Genomic DNA, 18,475 nt, shown 5'->3' with positions numbered 1-18,475 from the left:
TTTCGACCCAGTATCGCCGAGCACCAAACCTCACACATCCGTTGTAGGTGTGGGCAGATTGGGCGAATGCTTGTTCGTCACTTGTCCGGTGGCACTGGGAAGCCTGTGGCTGTCATGCTGACGGAGCATGCCAAGCGATCAGCCGCTGAGGGTTTGATCGGTACCGGGTAGCGTTTGGCCAATGATCGAGGCTGTTGTGTTCGATGTCGGGGAAACGCTCGTGGATGAGACACGGGAGTACGGCACATGGGCTGATTGGCTCGGGGTGCCGAGGCATACGTTCGTTTCCGTGTTCGGTGCGACGATCGCTCAGGGCAAGGATTATCGTGACGCGTTTCAGGTGTTCCGGCCCGGTTTCGATCTGGCTGAGGAGCGGGAAGCGCGGGCGCGAGCGGGGCAGCCGGAAACTTATGGGGAAGAGGACCTTTACATCGACGTTCGACCCGCGTTGTCGAAGCTGCGGGAGTTGGGAGTGTGGGTCGGGATCGTCGGCAACCAGACGGTTCGGTCGGGCCGGATCCTCCGAAGTCTCGATCTGCCAGCCGATTTCATCGCCACGTCGGACGATTGGGGTGTTCAGAAGCCTGCGGTCGAGTTCTTCGAGAAAGTGGTCGAGGTCGCACCCTGCGAGGCCTCTCGGATCGTCTACGTCGGCGACCGCGTCGAGAACGACATCGCTCCCGCGAAGACGGTAGGCATGCGCACCGCGTACATCCAGCGTGGGCCCTGGGGGTGGATTCAGCGAGACCTGCCAGAGGTCGCGGAACTATCCGACTGGACGATCCGCGACCTCCACGAACTACCGGAAATTGTTGTCGCAGAGAGCGGTTAGGTGGCCAGCGACCTGATCATGGTGTGCCAGTTGTACAGCTGGCCGTCGAGATCGCGCACCGCGGCGCTCGAATCCCATTCCCGGAGGGTCTGCCGCACGGTTCGTACACGGTCCATCGCGGTCGCGTACCAGTGTTCGCCGAGTAATTCCAACGCCTTGCCGAGATGCGCACACGCTTTCTCCGGATTCCGGTCGAGTACCTCGGCAGCAGCCAGATCGGCGTAGAGCACTGCCCTCTGTTTGATCGCATCGAGGGGCAAGTCCGCCAGCGCCCGCTCTAGCGTCTCACGCGCGGCCACGCCCTGTCCGGCGGCGATTTGGGTGTTGCCTTTGAAACCAGCGAGCCGTGCGGGCGAGAACCAATCCAGCCACGCCGGGCTCGGGGCTGCTTCCGGGTCGTGCTCGGCGTATACCTGCTCGGCGTGATCGAGCAGTTCGAGTGCGCGGTCGACGCCGCCGATCCGAGTTTCGACCTCGGCCTCGACCGCGTCCAGCCACGCGATCATCTCCGCTCCGGCGTCTCCGCGCTGTGCGAAGACGCGTGCACCGCGCATGCTCTCGCGTGCAGCCTCGAGCCGTTGCGGCGGGGGGTCCGTGCCTTCGGCGTCGTTTGCGAACGCAGGTGCGAATGCCATGTGCGCCAAGGTCGCCGCACCCAGAAGTGCGTCATCGGCACGGCCCGCCGCTCGTAGCGCAAGACCGAAACTCGCCACCGCGAGTTGCGGCTGCCGCAGATCGAAAAACTCCAGACGGCCCGCCAAGAGGCTGGTTTCGGCAACGGCACGGGCCATCAGCTTCTGGCCGGACGCCGGAACCTGTTCCAGCAGATCCCATCCCAGCGCGGAATGGGTGGCTACCAGCTGCTGCAGCCGGTCAGCGGGCACCGACCAATACATCCGGCGGTACGCGGCCGCCGCGGACATGAAGTCCGATGCCACCGACTGGGGCAGCGCCCCCAGTACCGCGCCCGCATGTCGAGACGCCCAGGTCTCGCGACTTCCGATCGCCTGCGGGCGAGCTGATTCGGAGCCGGATCTGCGGGACGAGCTGAAGCCCAGCTCGGTGATCGGCCGATTGAACAAGGCCTGCAGGGCCTGTGCATGGTCTGCCTGCGGCCATGGCGGTGCGTCCGATTCCCATCGCCCGATCGTTTTCTTCGTCACCGCGATGCGGAGACCGATGCTCCGAGCGGTTTCGTTGAGGGCCTTCGCCAGATCCTCCTGGGATCGGAAGCCAAGACTCAAGCGCGCCAGGCGAAGTGGGGATGTCATGCCGCACCATCTTACCCCCGTGGTCGGGAATCTATGTCCTCATGGAGACGGAAAATGTCTCTGCTATGTCTCCTCAAATGACGTGTCTTGGGACATTGACCAGTGGCATTCTGGGAATCAGCTGCCGAACCCGGCAGCGACGCATCGAAGCTCGGGAGGGGACCTTCCGTGAATACGACAGAAGTCAGAGTGATGCGCGCGCTGGCATCAGGCGGCCAGCTCACGGTCGATCAGATCGCCTGCGCCGCAGGCATATCTGTCCGCAGCGCCCAGACCGGTATGAGATCGCTCGCCGCCAAAGGCTTCACCGTCGGCACTAAGGGCATGCGCGGCAACGCATGGACGCTGACATCCACAGGATCACGCTTCGCGATCGGCAGGCGCGGTCGCGCACTGCTTGACATTCCGGAACCGGGCCAGAGGAGAACCGCCGCCCGGACCGGACCCGCGAAGAGCTAGGCGTTGCGGTGTCTATCGAGGACATCTTGGCGCAGTTGAACAAGGGCGACCATACCGGGTGGGTCTGCTATCAGGATGGGTCCTGGGCACTGCTCGGCTCGGACGGATGGCCTGGGCCCTCGATCACGCCGTGCGGCATGCTCGGGGCCGTACGGCGGGATGTGGCTGCGCTCGAGGCAGCCGGCCTCATCGCCGACGTTATCGATGCCGAACCGCTCTCGGTGATCGACCTGGACGACGACGACCCGATCCGCCGCGATCCGCGCCGCCCCGCATCCAATACCCGAGGTCACCGCACCGACGACTACGAGGAGCAGCTGAATGACGATCACCCAAGAGGGCTCGAACATCATCATCCGCAACAGCCGTGACGAGGTGCTGCTGTTCTTGCGCGACGACAAGCCCGACATCCCGTGCCCTGGGATGTGGGCCCTGCTCGGTGGGGTCCGTGAGGACGGAGAAACGCCGCTCGAGAACGTGATCCGAGAAATCGAGGAAGAAATCGGCGTGATCCTGGATCCCGCCAAGGTCGAGCACCATTGCACGCGTGATCGGCATTGGGGACTGCGCGAACACACCTTCCGAACCCGCCTGGATCTGGATTTGGGCGAGATCACGCTGACCGAGGGCCAGGAGCTGCGCTGGTTCAGCAAGACCAACATCGAGGCCACCGTCTTGGGATTCGAGGAAAACGAGATGCTGGCCGACTACTTCGCGGGCATCAGGCATCCGCGCGACCCCGGTCAGCCTGCCAACGACGCCGCAACTGAATGAGGTCAAATCCCATGCGCCACACCAGGATATCCTGCGCCATCACCGCTGTGATGATCGCCGCAGTGACGGCGGTGGTCACCATTGGCACCGGGACCGCCGAAGCATGGCCCGGCATCAACTACTGCACGTTCGATTTCACCGGCACGCCCACGGTCGTACAGCCCAACATCCTCGGCTTCGGTACAGCTCGCTGCACCAAGGCCCCGGCTACCCATTTCGGGACGCTGACCCTCGAATACGAGGAAGGTGATCACTGGGTGGTCGCCGAGTTCGCCAACAACGCCGATATCCCTGCTCCCCAAGTCGATTTCAGGGTTTCGACTCACTGCTACAACGGCACCTGGCGGATGAGTTTCCACGTCAAGGGCAACGACTCCAGCGGAGACTTCGGCTACGACGCCCATTCCGAATACAGGAACGTGCTCACCTGCGAGAATCGGCCCCCGAAGGAGGGCGATTGACCCATGACCGATGAAACTCCCAGTGCACCGGCTGACACCAGGGCGGCGACGGAGAGTCTGGTGAAGCGGCTTCAGGCGATCTGGGAAGAGGCGCACGCAGCGCTGCGCGGTGTCGACCCTGCTGGCGCTGATCGTGTGGTGGAGATGCTCGTCGCGGCGGCTCAGGAAATCCAGGCTGTCGGGGGCTCGCCGCGGAGACAGCGAGGCGAAGGCGACTACTGAGGTGGCTAGCGAACGCGGTAGGGCTCCCAGGATATATCTGGGAGCCCTACATCTCTCTGGCATCTCCGGGCGTCTGCCGCGTGGGGCATCAACAGCGACCTCGATTGGCTTACGGGCCAATGGGATTGCGCCCGTGAACAAATTCGAACGCATCTCTCCGACGCGTGCTGTGATTCACGGAGACGCGCACACGGGAAATCTATTGCGAGATCCGTCCGGACGGATCATGCTCGGCGACCTCGACAGTACCGGAATCGGTCCGGTGGCATGGGATCTCGTCGTCTGCGCGGTGGTCGCTCAACGATTCGGGCGAACCGGCTTCTACAGAGAGTTCTCGGCAGCCTGCGGCTGGGACGTCACCCAAACGAGCGAGTGGCCGACGCTCCGGCGCATTCGTGAGCTTATCCTCGTCACCAGCGCGCTACCCGACCTCGGCCGACGGCCCGAGGTCGCGGCCGAGCATCAACACCGACTGCGCACACTCCGCGAGGAGACTCTCAATGCCCGTTGGCATCCATACCGGTGAAGCACCGACTCGACGAGGGCCGCGCGAGCGGCCGGTGAGCACCCAGCCGGTCGTCCCACCGTCGACATGAAGCACCTAGCGATCTTGTGCCTCAGCAATATTCGGAACCAGACAACCGTACTCGAAGGAATGGTCGTGGACCCACTGCCGGATGAGGTCGGTGAAGGCGCGGGCGGCGGCCGGTTGATACGCCTGCTCTCGGCGGAGCAGGGCGACCGTGCGGGTGGGCATCGGGGGATCGAGGTTGATGGGGCGCAGACCGGGGTAGGCGGCGGCGATCGGGGGCGGCAAGACGGTCGCCAGGGCGGTGCGGCGCACGATTTCGATGACCGACTGGACGGCATTGGCCTGCACGGTGATTCGCGGTGTCACCGCGTGGTCGCGGAGGTAGTCGTCGATGTGGCCCCGGGTGGCGAAATCGCGGCTGAGCAGGGCCAGTTCCTGATCGGCGAGAGCGGCGATGGGCAGGGGTGAGCGCACGGTGCTGTGCTCGCCGACGACCAGGCTCAGGTCCTCCTCGAACAGCGGGGTGGCCGCGATGCCCGGTGGTGTCGTGCCGAGGAAGGCGATGCCGATGTCGATGGTGTCGGCGAGGATGGCGGATTCCATGGCCTCCTGGGCACTTTCGCTCACCTCCAGGGTGATACCGGGGTGGCGGTCGCGGAATTCGGCGATGAGCGGGCCGACCAGGTAGGGGGTGAAGGTCGGGGTGACCGCGAGGCGCAGGGTGCCGCGGGCGAGGTCCTCGACATCGTGGACCGCGCGGTCGGCGGCGGTCAGCTCGCGCAGCGCCCGCCGGGCGTGCTCGGCGTACACCGCGCCCGCGTCGGTGAGGCGGACCGACCGCCCGGTGCGGTCGAGCAGCGGCACCCCTACCAGGCGTTCGAGCTGACGGATCTGCTGGGAGAGTGTGGGCTGGGACAGGTGCAGGTCCTCGGCCGCGCGGGTGAAGTTGCCGTGCTCGGCGACGGCGAGCAGGTAGCGCAGATGCCGGAGTTCCGGGGTCACAGCCTGACTATAGATGACAACAATGACCTCCATCGATATCAAGTCTTGGACACTATAGCCACAGGTCGGACAGGGTGAATGGCATCGGCCCGAACGGGGCCGCCGCACTCGGAAGGAGTTCCCATGCCGAACCTCGCAGACGGTCTCGGACGGTTCCAGCGCGATGTCTTCCCCGGCAAGGCGGGGCTGTTCGCCCGCCTGGCCGGCGACCACCGCCCGGGTGCGCTGTTCATCGGCTGCTCCGACGCCCGCGTGGTGCCCGAACTCATCACCTCCGCCGAAGCGGGTGAGCTGTTCGTCATCCGCAATGCGGGCAATCTGGTCCCGCCGCACACCCCCGGCGCGGCCAGCGGTGTGGTCGCCAGCATCGAGTACGCGCTGGGCGTGCTCGGGGTCAGCGACATCGTGGTGTGCGGCCACTCGGCGTGCGGGGCGATGACCGCGCTCGCCGAGGGCCAGGACCTGTCCGGTCTGCCCGCGGTCGCGGGCTGGCTGCGGCATGCCGACGCCGCCCGCGCCGCCGTCGATCCCGAGATCACCGGCGCCGCAGCGGTATCCGCGCTGGTTCGCCACAATGTGGTGGCGCAGCTGGCCAATCTCGCCACCCATCCCGCGGTGGCCCGGGCCCTGGCCCGGCGCACCCTCACCCTGCACGGCTGGGTGTACGACATCGGCTCCGGGCGCGTCGAGGCGCTCGATGCCGCCGGCGAATTCTCCACCCTCGCCGCCTGATTCCCTCCCTTCGAAAGGAAACCTCCCATGGTGCACGCACAGTTCGATCCCACCGCCCGCGAAGCCCTGGCCGACGCCGCCGTCGCCGCCAAGATCGCCAAGGACCTGACCTGGCAGCAGATCGCCGACGCCGCCGGGCTCTCGCCCGCCTTCACCACCGCCGCCATCCTGGGCCAGCACCCGCTGCCGGAGAAGTCGGCGCTGGCCGTGGCCGAGCTGCTGGACCTGGACGCCGACGCGACCTGGCTGCTGCAGACCATCCCGCTGCGCGGCTCGATCCCGGGCGGTGTCCCCACCGACCCGACCATCTACCGCTTCTACGAGATGCTGCAGGTCTACGGCACCACGCTGAAGGCCTTGGTGCACGAGCAGTTCGGTGACGGCATCAACTTCCGCCTGGACGTGAAGAAGGTCGCCGACCCCGAGGGCGGCGAGCGCGCGGTGATCACCCTGGACGGAAAGTACCTGCCGACCAAGCCGTTCTGACGCTCGACGTCCCCATTGCCGGGACATGGCCTGAATGTCCGGAATCGGAAGCCGTTCGGTCATGTCCGGGCATCGGGCGGTTCAACTGGCCGCCTTACCATCGTTCGTGGGGGAGCGCAGCGGACGGAGATGTGATGCTGGAACCGCGACTTCGAACCATGTGGCTGGCCAATGCGGCGAGCGGGGCGGCGGCCGTCGCCGTGCGCACGCCGCGCCCGATCTTCGCCGACCGGACCCGGACCCCGCAGGAGACGGTGGTGGCCTCGGATCTGGAACTGGTGACGGTGACCGCTGATTCGGCCATCCTGACCTGGACCACCCGGGCCCGCAACCGCGCCGGGCGGCTGCGGCCGGTCCCCGCCGACACCGAGGTGCGCCTGGCCCCCGCCGACGGACGCGGGCAACCGCGCACCTGGTTGTCCGAAGGGCGTCGGACTCCCTACCACTACGCGGAGATCCGGGGCCTGGAACCGGGGCGCGCCTATCGGTTCGAGGCGTACTCCGACGGCCGCCGGGCCGTGTCCGCCCGCACCCTGGTGACCCGGCGTTCCGGAACACCCGAATCCACCGGTGTCTTCACCACCGCCACCCCGCCGCCCGGGCGGCTGATCCGCACCATCGCCCTCGCCAACGACCTGCACTACGGCGAACCGGCCAGCGGGCTGTTCGCGGGCCTGTTCGAGGGCCTGCGCCACGGCACCGACGAATATCCCGACTTCATGCTCACCGCCCTGCTCGAGGATCTGCGCCTGCCCGACCGGGCCGCCGATCAGCTGGTGGTGGCGGGCGACCTGACCGATTCCGGCACCGCCGAGCAGTCGCGGGGCGTCCGCGCCCGCCTCGACGAATGGGGCGAGCTGGGCCGGGACTACTTCGTGTGCCGGGGGAATCACGATGTCCGGCCGCCGGAGGAGCCCGACCATTGGGGCGAGGTCTTCCAGCCGCGCGACCGGCTGGTCGAGTATTTCGCGGGCGGACTGCGCCTCATCGGTCTCGACACCACCCGGGTGCGGGGCGCGGGCGGCACCCTCGCCGCGCCGCAACTGGCCCACCTGCGCGAACTGCTGCGCGGTGAACCCGACCGGCCGACACTGATCTTCGGCCACCACCCGGTCACCCGGCATGCGGCCGTGAGCAATCCGGGCGGGCCCGGGTTCGTGCTGGACCGTTCCAACGCGGCCGCGCTGCACGCTCTGTACGCGAGCGCGCCCGGGGTGTTCCTGCACCACAGCGGGCACACCCACCGGAATCGGCGCACCCGCCCGGATTCCGGGATCGGCGTGGAATTCCTGGAAGTGGGTGCGGTGAAGGAGTATCCGGGCGGATACACCCTGATCCGCGTCTACGAGGGCGGCTACACGATCAACTTCTTCAAGACGCGGTCCGAGGCGGCGCGGCGTTGGAGCACCCGCACGCGCAGCCAATATCTTGGACTGCACCCGGATCACGCGCTGGGCAGTTGTGCCGATCGTAATCACGTTGTCCTGCGCGATTTTTCGGGATTGTCCGGTTAGTCGGGGGCAATCCGCCCGACGCACCGGAATATTCGGTCATTGCGACCCGAATGTTCGTTCTGTTCGGCATACTGCCTGGTGCGAGTGCGCGCGGCGACGGCTCGTTCACCGGTGTGCGCACGGCGCGGGCTCGACATCCTGGTTCGGCACTTCTTCAGCAACGGAGGCACGGTGGGCAGGCAGGGCAGGCAGTACCGTTCGAATCACGGCACGCTCCGGCACCAGCGCCCGCCCGTCCGCATCGCTCAGCGACCCGTTCACCCGTGGAGAGACATCTTCTTCGCCACCAGCTGGCTGTTCTTCGAACTCCCCACGGCGGTGCTGCTCGCGGTCTTCGTGGGCACCGGCTGGCTCGGGTACCTCCAGCACGTGGGCACTCCGGCCCAGCCGCGCTCGGCGGTCGTGGTGCCGGTCGACCCGGCCCGCCCGGGCGGGCACTGACCGGATCGGCGGGATCCCGATCATCCGATCCACCTGATCCGCACACGAATCGACCCCGGCGCCGCACCAGCGGTACCGGGGTCGATTTCGTTCGGTCAGGACACGAGCGCGGACGTTCGCGTGTCAGTCGTCGACGGCGGCGCCATTGCGGGGGCGCGACGCGGCGCGGGCGCGGCGGCGGGCGGCCTGCAGTTCGGCGAGTTCCTGCTCCAGGGTCTCGGCGATCCGGAACTGGCCGGTGTCATAGACATTCAGCGGAGGGACGGGATCGGTCAGATCGGCGAGCGGTGACCGTTCGTCCTCGTCGGGCTTGCGACTTTTGCCCGTCGCCGAGCGACGCTCCTTGTCCGCAGACTTCGCGGGTTCCGCCTGGCTTTCGGCCTTGGCGGTGGGCCGAGGTTCGACCACTTGTGCTTCTGCGTCAACGGTTTTGTCGCCCTCAGCGGGCCCCGCGGTCAGCGCGGCGGGTCCGGTGGCGGTGCCGCCGGCCGACGTCGGCGTCGGGCGGGTGGGCCAGGCCACGACGGTCGGCATGGCGCGCCGGATCTGCTCACCCGGATCGGGCAGGTCCCGGATCTGGTCGGTGGCGCGCACGATGGCCAGGCCGTACCGGGATGCCGCGGCATTGTGGATCAGCAGCGCCACACCGATCATCACCGGCGCGATGGCGTGCACGGCCACGTCGTACCAGCTGCCGTTCTTCAGGTACGGGTAGGTGTTGAGGATGACGGTCAGGCTCAGCAGCGCCATCTCGGCCACCACGACCTGGCGGCGACTGTCGATCACACCCCACTCGGCGACCTTGTTGGTGCCGATCATGATGATCACGAGGCAGACCGAGATCATGCCTTCGAGCAGGTAGCTGAACCAGTAGAGGGGATCGGAGGCGCCGCCGGGGGCGATATTGTGCTGCACGTTGACCGCGGACCAGAGCATGCCGGCCGCGACGACACCGGCGAGCGCGCGCTGGCTCCACGCCCGATGCTTGTACAGCGACGCCAGTTTGGCGTGCGGGCTCGATTCCCGCCGCTGCGCGGCGATCGCCTTGCGGGCGAGCAGCAAGTCGCGAATGTCGGCCTTCTCAATCTCTTCGGTGGTCTGGCGGGCGCGATCCGCCGCGGCAGCCGAGGCCTCGGCGTACTTCCAGCGCTGCGCGCGCTCCTGCTCGCGGATGCGCTCGGCGAGGTCGCGCTCGGCGACGAGCTCGTTCTCCGACAGCGCGTCGGTCAGCGCGGGATCGTATTGGTAGGCCAGCCGGCCGCGGGCCTTCTCGACCCGTAGCGCCAGCTGGGTGACGTCGTCCTCGCGCGGGTTGTCGATCGTCAATTGGTCCCCCGTCCAGGGACTCCCGATGGCTGGCACGTGATTCCGGTAGGCACGGAAGACATTTCTAGTCGATACACGCCCAACCGCGAAACTGTTGGTTTGCCGTTGGTCCAATCCTTACGGCGCGCCGCACTGCGACACGCGGATCGGGGTGTCCGTCCGGGCAGGACGAACCCGCCGCCGCGGCCGGTGTCCAGTGGGGTTGCCGATGCCCGGATCGGGTCAATCGGTCAGCTCGAGTTCCTCGTCCATCGGGATCGCGCCCTCCAGTCCGTGCGGCAGGCGCCGCCGGTTGGGCGAGCCGAGCGCGGAGGTGAGGTCGGTGCCGTCGTGCTCGGCCAGCAGATCGTCCGAATCCCACACCAGCAGTGTGGCGCTGACCGTGTTCTCGGCCGCCGAGTGCGCCAGGTCGTAGTGCGCGCAGGCGGGCACGTGCGGGTAGGTGATCCAGAGGTCGTAGCCCGTCATGAACAGGTCGAGGTCGAATTGCACCGAGAGCCCGAGCAGTTCGCTGCGGCCGTTGTCGTCGACACCCGCGAACGCCTCGTCCAGCGCCAGCAGGCGCGGCGCCTGCGGGTCGGCGGAGTCGAGCATCACGTGCGCGGCCGCGAACAGCGGAAGGTGCAGCGAGACCGACTGCTCGCCGCCCGAGAGCGCGCTGTGGCGGGCCACGGTCAGGCGGTCCTCGGTGCCGTCGGCGGTGAGGATGGTGAACGAGAACACCCGCCAGGTGCGGTAATCGAGGGTGGCCGCGAGGATCTCGGGGAACGAGCGCTCCGGGTGCGCGGCGCGGGCGGTGCGGATCTCGGCCGCGAAGTAGGCGCGGACGGTCGACAGGTCCTCCGGGGTGAGATCGGCGGAGTCGCGGTCGAGCAGCTTGCACACCGAGCGCGCCGGTTCGGACAGGTTGTCGGCCAGCACCCAGTGCACGCCGATGGTGTTGCCCGAGGACATGCGGCGCTGCTTCATCTCCGCGCCCATCCGGGAGATGAGATCGCGGGCGTCGGAGGTGCGTTCGTGGATCTGCTGGGCCAGCCCGGTCAGCAGCGCGTCCTCGAGGATGCGGCGCTCGGCGTCGGTGAGCAGCAGTTCCTGATCGCGCCGGGCCGCGCCGATGCGCTCGGCGAAATCGGCCAGCGAGGACAGCCCGTGGTCGTCGTGCACCTGCACCACGGTGAGGCCGTCGGCGGCGTCCCAGTGCAGGCGGTAGTCCTGGCGGGCCGCGGCGAGCGCGGCGTCGAACTCCTGCAGGGCGGTGGTGACGGCGCTGCGGGTGGCCTTGCGGGCCGCCTCGCCCGCGCGCACCGAAGCGGTTGCGGTGGCGAGGTTCTCGAACAGGGCGGCCACCTCGGCGGGCAGCACGGCCGGTTCCTGCTCGGGATCGCCGTTCTCGATGCGGTACAGCAGCTGCTCGGGGGTGGACCAGGCGGCGTCGCTGGCGGGCCAGCGGCTGTCGGCGGGCGCGCCCAGCAGGCTGAGCAGGTCCGGGCGCGCGTAGGGGGCGAGATGGCGGACGTCGGCGAGCAATTCGGTGAGCGCGGTGCCCAGGGTGTCGTGGGCGGCGCGGTGCGCGCCCTCGGCGGCGCCGACCGCTTCGATGGCCTCGGCGGCGGCCTTGCGGGCGGCCTTCTGCTCGGCGCGGGCGGCGTCGATGCGTTCGCGGGCCAGTTCCAGTTCGCGATCGATGTCGGCGGCGCCGGCGCCCAGCGCCTCGCGCAGGGTCTCCAGTTTGCGCAGCTGCTCTTCGTATCCGGAGCGGGCGGCCTCGGCCTCCTCGGCGAACGCCTCGGCCAGATCCTTGGATTCGTCGAGGCGGTCCCCGGCCTCGCGGGCCCGCTCGTGTTCGCGCTGATGGTCGCCGCGCAGACGCAGCAGCGCGGTTCCGGCGTTCTCGAAGTGCCGGACCGCGGCCGCCAGCGCGTCCAGCTCGACCGGATCGCGGGGCGCGCGGTGGTCGGCGGCGATGGCCCGGACCTTCTTGTCCGCGTTGGTGTATTCGGCCACCGCCTGATCGAGGTCCCGCTCGGCCTGCGCGGCCGCCTCCGAGCGCGAGCGCAGCATGCCCGCGGCCTCGGCGACGCCGCGCAGGGCGGCCGTCACGGCGGTGGTGCGCGGAAGCGCCTTGGCGGCGGCCGAAATCCGGCCCAGCTCGGCCGTGGCGGCCTGCTCCTCGGTCTGGGCGGTCTCGGCCTCGGCGACGGCCGTTTCGACGGCAGCGGCCAATTCGGCCAGCCGCAATTCGCGGCGGCGGGCGCGGGCGGTGGCGCCGACGAATTCGGCGTCGGTCTTGACGTGCCGACCCGATTGGACGCCTTGGCGATAGCGGCCGTCGGTCGCGATGGTCAGCCGCCCCTCGACGCCGACCGGTTGCGCGGCGGCCCCGGAGACGATGTGCGCCTTGTCCGCTCCCGCGCCGATGGCCGCCGCGTGCGGGGATTCGTAGAGGGCGATCGAGGCGAGCACCCCGGCGACGGTCTCCCGGGGAACCGTCAGCGACGGTGAATCGTCCTCCACGACCAGGACATCCGCGAGCGTGCGTCCGCCGGGCCGTTGTTCGGGCGGCAGCGGCACCAGGAACTGGTCGGACGCGTGCGGCGGCAGTTCGGTCTCGGCGCAGACCCACGCGTCGAGCAGGTTCGCGGCCTGCAGCGCCGCCTCGAGTCCGGCGGCCTGCTGCGGCGCGACACCGTCGGCGAAGCGGACCAGACGCCACAGCGGCGCGCCGGGACGCTCCGCGCGCGCGTCGGTACGGGCCGCGAAAGCCGGTGGCGCGTCGTCGCGTTCGGCCGCGACCCGCTCCCGCTCGGCCCGCAGTTCGCTCGCGCGGGCGGTGGCCTGGGCGACGCGGGCGCGCGCCTCCTGACGGCGGCCCCGGATCTCCTCGGTGAGCGGTTCGGCGCGCTCGGCCAGCACCTCGGCGGGCGTGGCGGGGACGGGGAAGTCCTCCAGCGCCGCCCCGGCACCCGGTGCGTCCTGGGCGGATTCGCCGGTCGCGGGTGTCTCGGTGCCTGACGCGCCCTTGCCCTTCTTGGCGCGGCCGGTCGGTGTGCCGCCACCGCGGGCGAGCGGTTCGGTGCCGACCTCGCCGAGGGCCTCGTTGAGCGCTTCGAACAGCCCGGTGCGGATGGGGGTATACACCTCGCGGTGAGTGTCCCACCAGTCGCGCAGGGTGATGGCGGTGTTCGAACGGGCCAGCGCGACAGCGGCTTCGGCCTCGGCGAGCTCGGCGGCCGCGGCATCACGCAGTTCCACCGCGCGGCCGGAGGCGCGTTCGGCGCGGGTGCGTTCGGCGCCCGCCTGGTCGACCAGGGTGAGCGCCCGCCGGACCGCGCGGACGTCGCCGTCGCGTTCCTCGGCGTGCGAGCGGACCGTGGTGGTGAGGTGGTCGGCGCGCGCCGATTCCGGCAGCGTGGTCCAGGGAATGCCGGCTTCCTCGGCGACCGCGCGCAATTCGTCCTCACCGCGCGACAGCGCCGAGCCGGCATGGGCGACCGCCGCCTGCGCCCGCTCGGCCTCCTCGAGCCGCTGGTCCACGGTCTGACGGGATTTCAGCGCCTTGTCGTGGTGGACCGCGGCGGAGGTCTCCAGGCGGCGCACCGCGTCGGCGAGGTCGTCGAGCTGCTGTTTGCCCTCGTAGGCGCTGGAGCGCTGCAGGGTCTCGCGGTCGGCGAGGGCCTGTTCGTAGGCGCGGTCGGCGTCCTCGGCGCGGGTCTCGGCGGCGCCGCGTTCGGTGTCGCGGCGGGTGCGCAGGGCCGCCGCGGCGTGCAGGGCGGTGCCCGCGTGGGTCACCGTGTCCAGACGCGTCCGCACCTGGTCGACGTCCGTCTTCGCCTGTACGGCCAGGTATTTCCGGTAGACGGTGACGAAATCGCGGGTCGCGGTGTCGGCCTGCACCAGGCCCTCGAGGGTGCGCCCGACCTCCTCCATATCGCTGAAGGAACGGGCGGCGTCGAGGATCAGCTGTTCGTCGAGCGGGCGCAGGCCGTCGGTGAGGGCCTGCGAGAGTCCGCGCGGGTCCAGGTTCTTGGCCAGCTGCGGGCGGCGCAGCGTCAGGATCAGATTGATCAGCTGGTCGTAGCGCTGCTGCCCGAGCCCGAACATGCGGGCGTCGATGGCCGCCCGGTATTCGACCGGCCGGTCCACGATGGTGTCGGAGCCGATCTGCTCGGCCAGCTGCTTGCGGGTCAGCGGCCGGTCGTCGGGGCCCAGCAGCGAGAAGTCCACGCCGACACGGCCGTCGGCGACGAAGTACCAGCGGGTCACCTTGTCGTTGGAGCGGGTGGCGCGCATGCCGATGCCGATGGTGACGGTCTCGGGGGAGTCCCAGTCGCCGCGGGCGAACTCCATCCACACGTACGAGTAGGCCGATTCCTGCTTGCGATACAGCAGGTTCGACTTCATGGTGCGTTCCTCGCCCGCGAACGGGTTGAGGCGGCGCGGCTCGATGCGGCCGTCCAGCACGAACGGGAACAGCACCTCGAGGGCCTTGGTCTTGCCGGAGCCGTTGGGGCCGCGCAGCACCAGGCGGCCGTCGGCGAAGCAGAATTCTTGGTCGCGGTAGTCCCAGAGGTTGATGATGCCCGCCCGGGTCGGGACGAAGCGGACTCCACCGTGAATGTGGTCGGCCATCAGTTCCCCGATCCCTTCGCTGTGCTGTCGGACGCAGTGCCCGCGGTGCTGTCGGTGGGCGCGTCGTCCGCGCCGAGTTCGGTGGGGGAGAGGAACAATTCGGACTCCGCGCGGGTGCGGATGGTCACGATCGCGCCCCGGTAGCGGGCCAGCGCGGGCAGGATGAGCAACCCGCCGTCGACCAGCTCCACCAGGCGTAGCCGTTCCAGCAGTGACACCACCTCGCCGGTGAGGCCCGCGACATCGGCCTGCCACTGCGCGGCGAAGGTATTGCCGTACCGGTCGGTGAGCATCTTCACGGTGTCGCGGATCCACGAGGATTCCAGGAACGGGAACTCCGCGATCTCGGGCTCCTCGGCGGGCTCGTCCGAATCCTCCTGGGCGCCGAACACATCCAGGGGGTCGGCGAGCGGCGCGAAGACCGTGGTGGCGGGGATGGCGCTGTCGAGCTGTTCCACCAGATCGGTGTACGGACGCTCGGGTCGCGGCCTGCGCTCGACCGGATTGTCGATGTCGAGGACCAGGTCCGCGATCTCACCCGCCAGCAGCAGCGCCACCTGGGCGAGCGTGCCGGTGCCGGGGAACCGCACATCGGAGAGCCGGCCCGAACTGTCGATCAGCGCAACGCCTTCCGCGCGCCGCTCGGCCTTCAGCCCGGTCAGCGACTCGACCTCGGTGACCAGTTTCTCCTGCGCCAGCAGCGACCGTTCGGGTTCCTCGAGTTCGTCGGCGTAGACCACCGGCTTCTCGACCAGCGCCCGGCGCACCCGGCGGGCCGCGGCGGCCTGTGCGGGGGAACGGGTTTCGGCCCCGCCGCCCGCCGCCTCCGACAGCAGCCCGGTCACGCTCTGCAGGTGCTGGAGCGCGCGCGGCGGCCGGAACAGGGCGAACACGATGGACCGGTCGATGTCGTAGAGCGCCTCCCCGGCCTCGGGGTCGCTGGCCCAGCCGCCCGCGTCACCGTCGGCGAGGGTGACCGCGCCGCGCGCCGCCAGCCAGCCCACCGCGTCGACGAAGGCGTCCCGATCGGCGGCCCGGTCCGGCGCGAGCTCGAGTCCGTCGACCCGTTCGGTGTAGGCGGCCACCTGATCGGCCAACTCCGACAAGGTGATCTGATCCCCGGCGCGGCCCAGCGCGGCCAGCGCCAGCGCCAGGTACGCGTAGCGGCGGCGGTCGAAGACGCGGTCGCCGGTGGTGCGGGCGGGACGGCCCGCGTCGAGCTCGTCGAGGACCGGGAACAGGCGCGCCGTGGTCTCGGTGACCTCGAGGCGGTAGCCGAACAGTTCGGCCAGATCCTCGCGCAGTTCGGTCGCCCACCGCCGCAACAGCGGCAGCGCGATCCGATCGGGATAGGTGCGGGTGACCAGATGGTTGGCCAGGATGACCCGGGCGGCGCGCTGGTAGCTGTCCAGGGCCAGTGAATCGATGGTGCGCGCGTGCATCAGCGGACCTCCTCGCCCTGGCCGCCGGGCTCGTCGCCCGGTGGCGGTGAGTCGGCCCGATCCTTCTGCGCCGCAGGGGATTTACGTCCTCGCAAGGAGCCCGTCTCGCGCACTTCCAGGCGTCGGTTGTTCAGGTACAGCACGCCTTTGGAGGTGCGGACCAGCGTGGACCCCTCGTGTTCGGAGACGGTGAGGGTGACGCCGTTGTCGGAACCAGAGGTGCCGGGCACTCGGCCGCTCACCGGCACCCACGCGGTGGAGGCGGCGTCGAGCAGTTTCAGCAGGACCTCGGTCTCGCCCTCGTCGAGTTCGCGGTCGTAGAGGTCGGTGGTGGCCAGCGAGCGCGCGGCCTCGGCGCGGGCGCGCTGGGCGTCCAGCTGGGCCTGGCGCAGCCGCCGGATGCCGGCGTCATTGCGTTGCAGCCGCGCGGGCGCGCCCGGCGTGGGCGGCCGCCCGGTCTCGGCGAGCGTGCGGGCGATCTCCAATGGCGGTGCGTCCCACCAGGATCGGATGGCGGGGATCACGTCGGCGTCGGGATGCTGCATGGCCAGGTGCCGTGGCCGTCCCAGGCCGAACACCGCGTCGTAGAGGGCGTGCGCGGCGTCCGCGCTGGGGGCGGCGGTGAACCAGCCCGCCAGGTGCCGCAGCGCGGATTCGCGGCTGACGCCGCCCTTGCGGGTCTCGGTCACCCGGCGCAGCAGCGACAGCACGGCGGCGATGGCGCTCATGGTGGCCTCGCGCAGTCGCTCGCATTCGGTGAGGCCGCCCTCGTCGTCGCCGATGAACCAGCCGCGCAGGCCCTGCCAGCGGGCTCGCCAATCCGCTTGGCGTTCTTCGGGGTCGAGCAGCACCCGTTCGTCGCAGCGGGCGGCGCGTTCGATGAGGTCCTCGACGCCGGTGTCCTCGACCTCGCGGATGGCGGTGGCCAGCCGGGGCGCGAAACGCGCCAGGTCCATGGAGAATTCGCGCATGTGCGCCAGCAGCGCGTCCTTGTGCGCGAGGAACGCCTCGGGGGTGGCCTCGGTGGTGCGGACCAGATCGCCCAGGGTCAGATAGAAGTGCGCGGCGCGTTCGGCCAGATCGGTGAGCGCCCGGTCGAGCCGGTTCAGCACCCGGTAGACGCGCGGGGCGTCGGCGCTCTTGTTGGCCTCGGCCAGGGTGTGCAGATCCGCGAGCAGTTCCGGCAGCACCAGCCGCGAGAGCGCCGCCTCGTCGAGGCGGGCCTCGAGTACGTCGGACACCGCGCGGAAGGCCTGATATCCGGCCTGGGAGAACTGGTAGACGAAGTGCCGGTTCCGGTACTCGGCCAGGGTGGCCGCGCGGGTGCCGTCGTAACTGCGTTCCAGCACGCCCCAGTGATGCAGCTGTTCGAGCAGCGGCCCGACCTCGGTGGCGGTGAGCGCGGGCGCACCCGGGCAACGTTCGAGCGTGTCGGCCACGTCGGAGGCGTGGAGCAGCACCACATAGGCGGCGCGGGCGGTATCGAAGGCTCGCAATACCCACAGGTAGTCGGCCCGCTTCTCGGCGGTGGCGAAGGAGAACAGCCGCAGCCGGTCGGTGTCGCTCCGCCTCTCCGCGCTTGGAATCTCCTCGGACCCGACCCCCTTCGGGGCGGGCAGCAATCCGTCAGCGGACTCGGTCACCGGGAGAAGGTTAGTACCCCCTGCCGACCGGTTCGGAATCGTGCCGAGTGTCGGCGCGCCCGATCCGGCCGGGGTGACCGGTTCCGCTGCTCACGGTCCTGATGACGAGGTGTGAACCGGACGATCAGTTGCCCAGCGCGGCGACCCCCGCCTGCGCGAACTTCTCGTCCAGATCGCCGCTCGGCGCGCCAGCGACCCCGATGCCCGCGATCGGCGCGCCGCCCTTGGCGGTGACCGGCGCGCCGCCGCCCAGGAACAGGGTGCCGTCGATGTCGGCCAGGTGCGGCGCGCCGTCGAGACGCTTGGCCAGCACCGAGGTCGGGGCGTTCCAGGACACCGCGGTGAACGCCTTCTGCTGGGCGGAGGTGTAGGACTGCGGGCCCGCGCCGTCGCCGCGCAGGGTGACGACGGTATTGCCGTCGCGGTCCACCACTGCGACCGTCACGTGCTGGTTCTCCTTGACCGCGGCGTCCAGGGCGGCCTGCGCGGCCTTGGTGGCGGCGGCGATGGTCAGGTGGGTGCTCTGCGCCAGGTTGCCATTGGCCACATCGGCCGCGACCGGGGTCTTCGTGCCCGGGTCGGGATCCTGGGCGTTGACCGACACCACGCCGAACACCCCGGCCGCCGCGACGGCCGCGACCGCGCCGCCGATGATCAGGCGCTTGCGGGTGGGGTTCGCGGGCTGTTCGGGGGTCATGACATCCTCCTG

Annotated in this window: 18 protein-coding genes; 11 read left to right on the top strand and 7 right to left on the bottom strand. The window is 69.6% G+C overall.

What is annotated here, in order from left to right:
• Nucleotides 1–181 precede the first annotated feature (181 nt).
• Nucleotides 182–832, top strand: a complete 651-nt coding sequence (locus ACFV4K_RS02745) for an HAD family hydrolase (RefSeq protein ID WP_379271541.1) — start codon at nucleotides 182–184, stop codon at nucleotides 830–832.
• On the opposite strand, the gene ACFV4K_RS02740 is transcribed toward ACFV4K_RS02745, so the two are convergent.
• Complete coding sequence (locus ACFV4K_RS02740) at nucleotides 829–2,103, bottom strand: helix-turn-helix transcriptional regulator (RefSeq protein ID WP_379271540.1); 1,275 nt, start codon at nucleotides 2,101–2,103, stop codon at nucleotides 829–831. The genes ACFV4K_RS02745 and ACFV4K_RS02740 overlap by 4 nt on opposite strands.
• A 168-nt stretch (nucleotides 2,104–2,271) precedes the next feature.
• Here ACFV4K_RS02740 and ACFV4K_RS02735 point away from each other — a divergent pair, with 168 nt between their 5' ends.
• The 6 genes from ACFV4K_RS02735 to ACFV4K_RS02710 all read left to right on the top strand — a co-directional run bounded on the left by ACFV4K_RS02735 (nucleotide 2,272) and on the right by ACFV4K_RS02710 (nucleotide 4,545).
• Nucleotides 2,272–2,562 (top strand): hypothetical protein, encoded by a 291-nt coding sequence (locus tag ACFV4K_RS02735; RefSeq protein WP_379271538.1) that lies wholly within the window; start codon nucleotides 2,272–2,274, stop codon nucleotides 2,560–2,562.
• An 8-nt stretch (nucleotides 2,563–2,570) separates the two neighbouring features.
• Nucleotides 2,571–2,933, top strand: coding sequence for a hypothetical protein (locus ACFV4K_RS02730; RefSeq protein WP_379271537.1), 363 nt, complete (start codon nucleotides 2,571–2,573; stop codon nucleotides 2,931–2,933).
• Nucleotides 2,884–3,336, top strand: a complete 453-nt coding sequence (locus tag ACFV4K_RS02725) for an NUDIX domain-containing protein (protein ID WP_379271535.1) — start codon at nucleotides 2,884–2,886, stop codon at nucleotides 3,334–3,336. The genes ACFV4K_RS02730 and ACFV4K_RS02725 overlap by 50 nt, the downstream gene beginning before the upstream one ends.
• A gap of 11 nt (nucleotides 3,337–3,347) precedes the next feature.
• Entirely contained in the window at nucleotides 3,348–3,797 is a 450-nt protein-coding gene (locus tag ACFV4K_RS02720) for a hypothetical protein (RefSeq protein WP_379271533.1), read from the top strand.
• Between the two features lie 3 nt (nucleotides 3,798–3,800).
• On the top strand, nucleotides 3,801–4,019 hold the full coding sequence (locus ACFV4K_RS02715) for a hypothetical protein (protein WP_379271531.1): 219 nt from the start codon (nucleotides 3,801–3,803) through the stop codon (nucleotides 4,017–4,019).
• A gap of 133 nt (nucleotides 4,020–4,152) precedes the next feature.
• Nucleotides 4,153–4,545 (top strand): phosphotransferase family protein, encoded by a 393-nt coding sequence (locus ACFV4K_RS02710; protein WP_379271529.1) that lies wholly within the window; start codon nucleotides 4,153–4,155, stop codon nucleotides 4,543–4,545.
• A gap of 75 nt (nucleotides 4,546–4,620) precedes the next feature.
• Here the strand turns inward: ACFV4K_RS02710 and cynR are convergent, their stop codons facing one another.
• Nucleotides 4,621–5,586: a transcriptional regulator CynR gene (gene cynR, locus ACFV4K_RS02705; protein ID WP_379271527.1), complete on the bottom strand. Its 966-nt coding sequence runs from the start codon at nucleotides 5,584–5,586 to the stop codon at nucleotides 4,621–4,623.
• A 90-nt stretch (nucleotides 5,587–5,676) separates the two neighbouring features.
• Here cynR and ACFV4K_RS02700 point away from each other — a divergent pair, with 90 nt between their 5' ends.
• From ACFV4K_RS02700 to ACFV4K_RS02685, 4 genes are all read left to right on the top strand, one after another.
• Nucleotides 5,677–6,285 (top strand): carbonic anhydrase, encoded by a 609-nt coding sequence (locus ACFV4K_RS02700; protein WP_379271526.1) that lies wholly within the window; start codon nucleotides 5,677–5,679, stop codon nucleotides 6,283–6,285.
• Between the two features lie 27 nt (nucleotides 6,286–6,312).
• On the top strand, nucleotides 6,313–6,771 hold the full coding sequence (gene cynS / locus ACFV4K_RS02695; protein WP_379271524.1) for a cyanase: 459 nt from the start codon (nucleotides 6,313–6,315) through the stop codon (nucleotides 6,769–6,771).
• A 134-nt stretch (nucleotides 6,772–6,905) separates the two neighbouring features.
• Entirely contained in the window at nucleotides 6,906–8,285 is a 1,380-nt protein-coding gene (locus ACFV4K_RS02690) for a metallophosphoesterase (protein ID WP_379271522.1), read from the top strand.
• 111 nt (nucleotides 8,286–8,396) lie between these two features.
• A complete protein-coding gene (locus ACFV4K_RS02685) occupies nucleotides 8,397–8,726 on the top strand; it encodes a hypothetical protein (RefSeq protein WP_379271520.1) in 330 nt (109 codons plus the stop codon).
• Between the two features lie 123 nt (nucleotides 8,727–8,849).
• On the opposite strand, the gene ACFV4K_RS02680 is transcribed toward ACFV4K_RS02685, so the two are convergent.
• The 5 genes from ACFV4K_RS02680 to ACFV4K_RS02660 form a co-directional block, all read right to left on the bottom strand.
• Nucleotides 8,850–10,052, bottom strand: coding sequence for a hypothetical protein (locus tag ACFV4K_RS02680; protein WP_379271518.1), 1,203 nt, complete (start codon nucleotides 10,050–10,052; stop codon nucleotides 8,850–8,852).
• Between the two features lie 222 nt (nucleotides 10,053–10,274).
• Nucleotides 10,275–14,681, bottom strand: coding sequence for an SbcC/MukB-like Walker B domain-containing protein (locus ACFV4K_RS02675; RefSeq protein WP_379271516.1), 4,407 nt, complete (start codon nucleotides 14,679–14,681; stop codon nucleotides 10,275–10,277).
• The gene (locus ACFV4K_RS02670) at nucleotides 14,681–16,123 is read right to left on the bottom strand and encodes a TIGR02678 family protein (protein ID WP_379271515.1); all 1,443 of its coding nucleotides are present in this window, start codon (nucleotides 16,121–16,123) and stop codon (nucleotides 14,681–14,683) included. The genes ACFV4K_RS02675 and ACFV4K_RS02670 overlap by 1 nt, the downstream gene beginning before the upstream one ends.
• On the bottom strand, nucleotides 16,123–17,673 hold the full coding sequence (locus ACFV4K_RS02665; RefSeq protein ID WP_379271559.1) for a TIGR02677 family protein: 1,551 nt from the start codon (nucleotides 17,671–17,673) through the stop codon (nucleotides 16,123–16,125). The genes ACFV4K_RS02670 and ACFV4K_RS02665 overlap by 1 nt, the downstream gene beginning before the upstream one ends.
• 217 nt (nucleotides 17,674–17,890) lie before the next feature.
• Nucleotides 17,891–18,463 carry a heme-binding protein gene (locus tag ACFV4K_RS02660; RefSeq protein WP_379271513.1) on the bottom strand — a complete coding sequence of 191 codons (573 nt, stop codon included), beginning with the start codon at nucleotides 18,461–18,463 and terminating at the stop codon, nucleotides 17,891–17,893.
• Between the last annotated feature and the right edge of the window lie 12 nt (nucleotides 18,464–18,475).

The organism is Nocardia sp. NPDC059764, assembly GCF_042732555.1.
GTDB lineage: Bacteria > Actinomycetota > Actinomycetes > Mycobacteriales > Mycobacteriaceae > Nocardia.
Note: the sequence above shows the minus strand (reverse complement) of the source record. Positions and strands in the feature narration are given on the sequence as shown.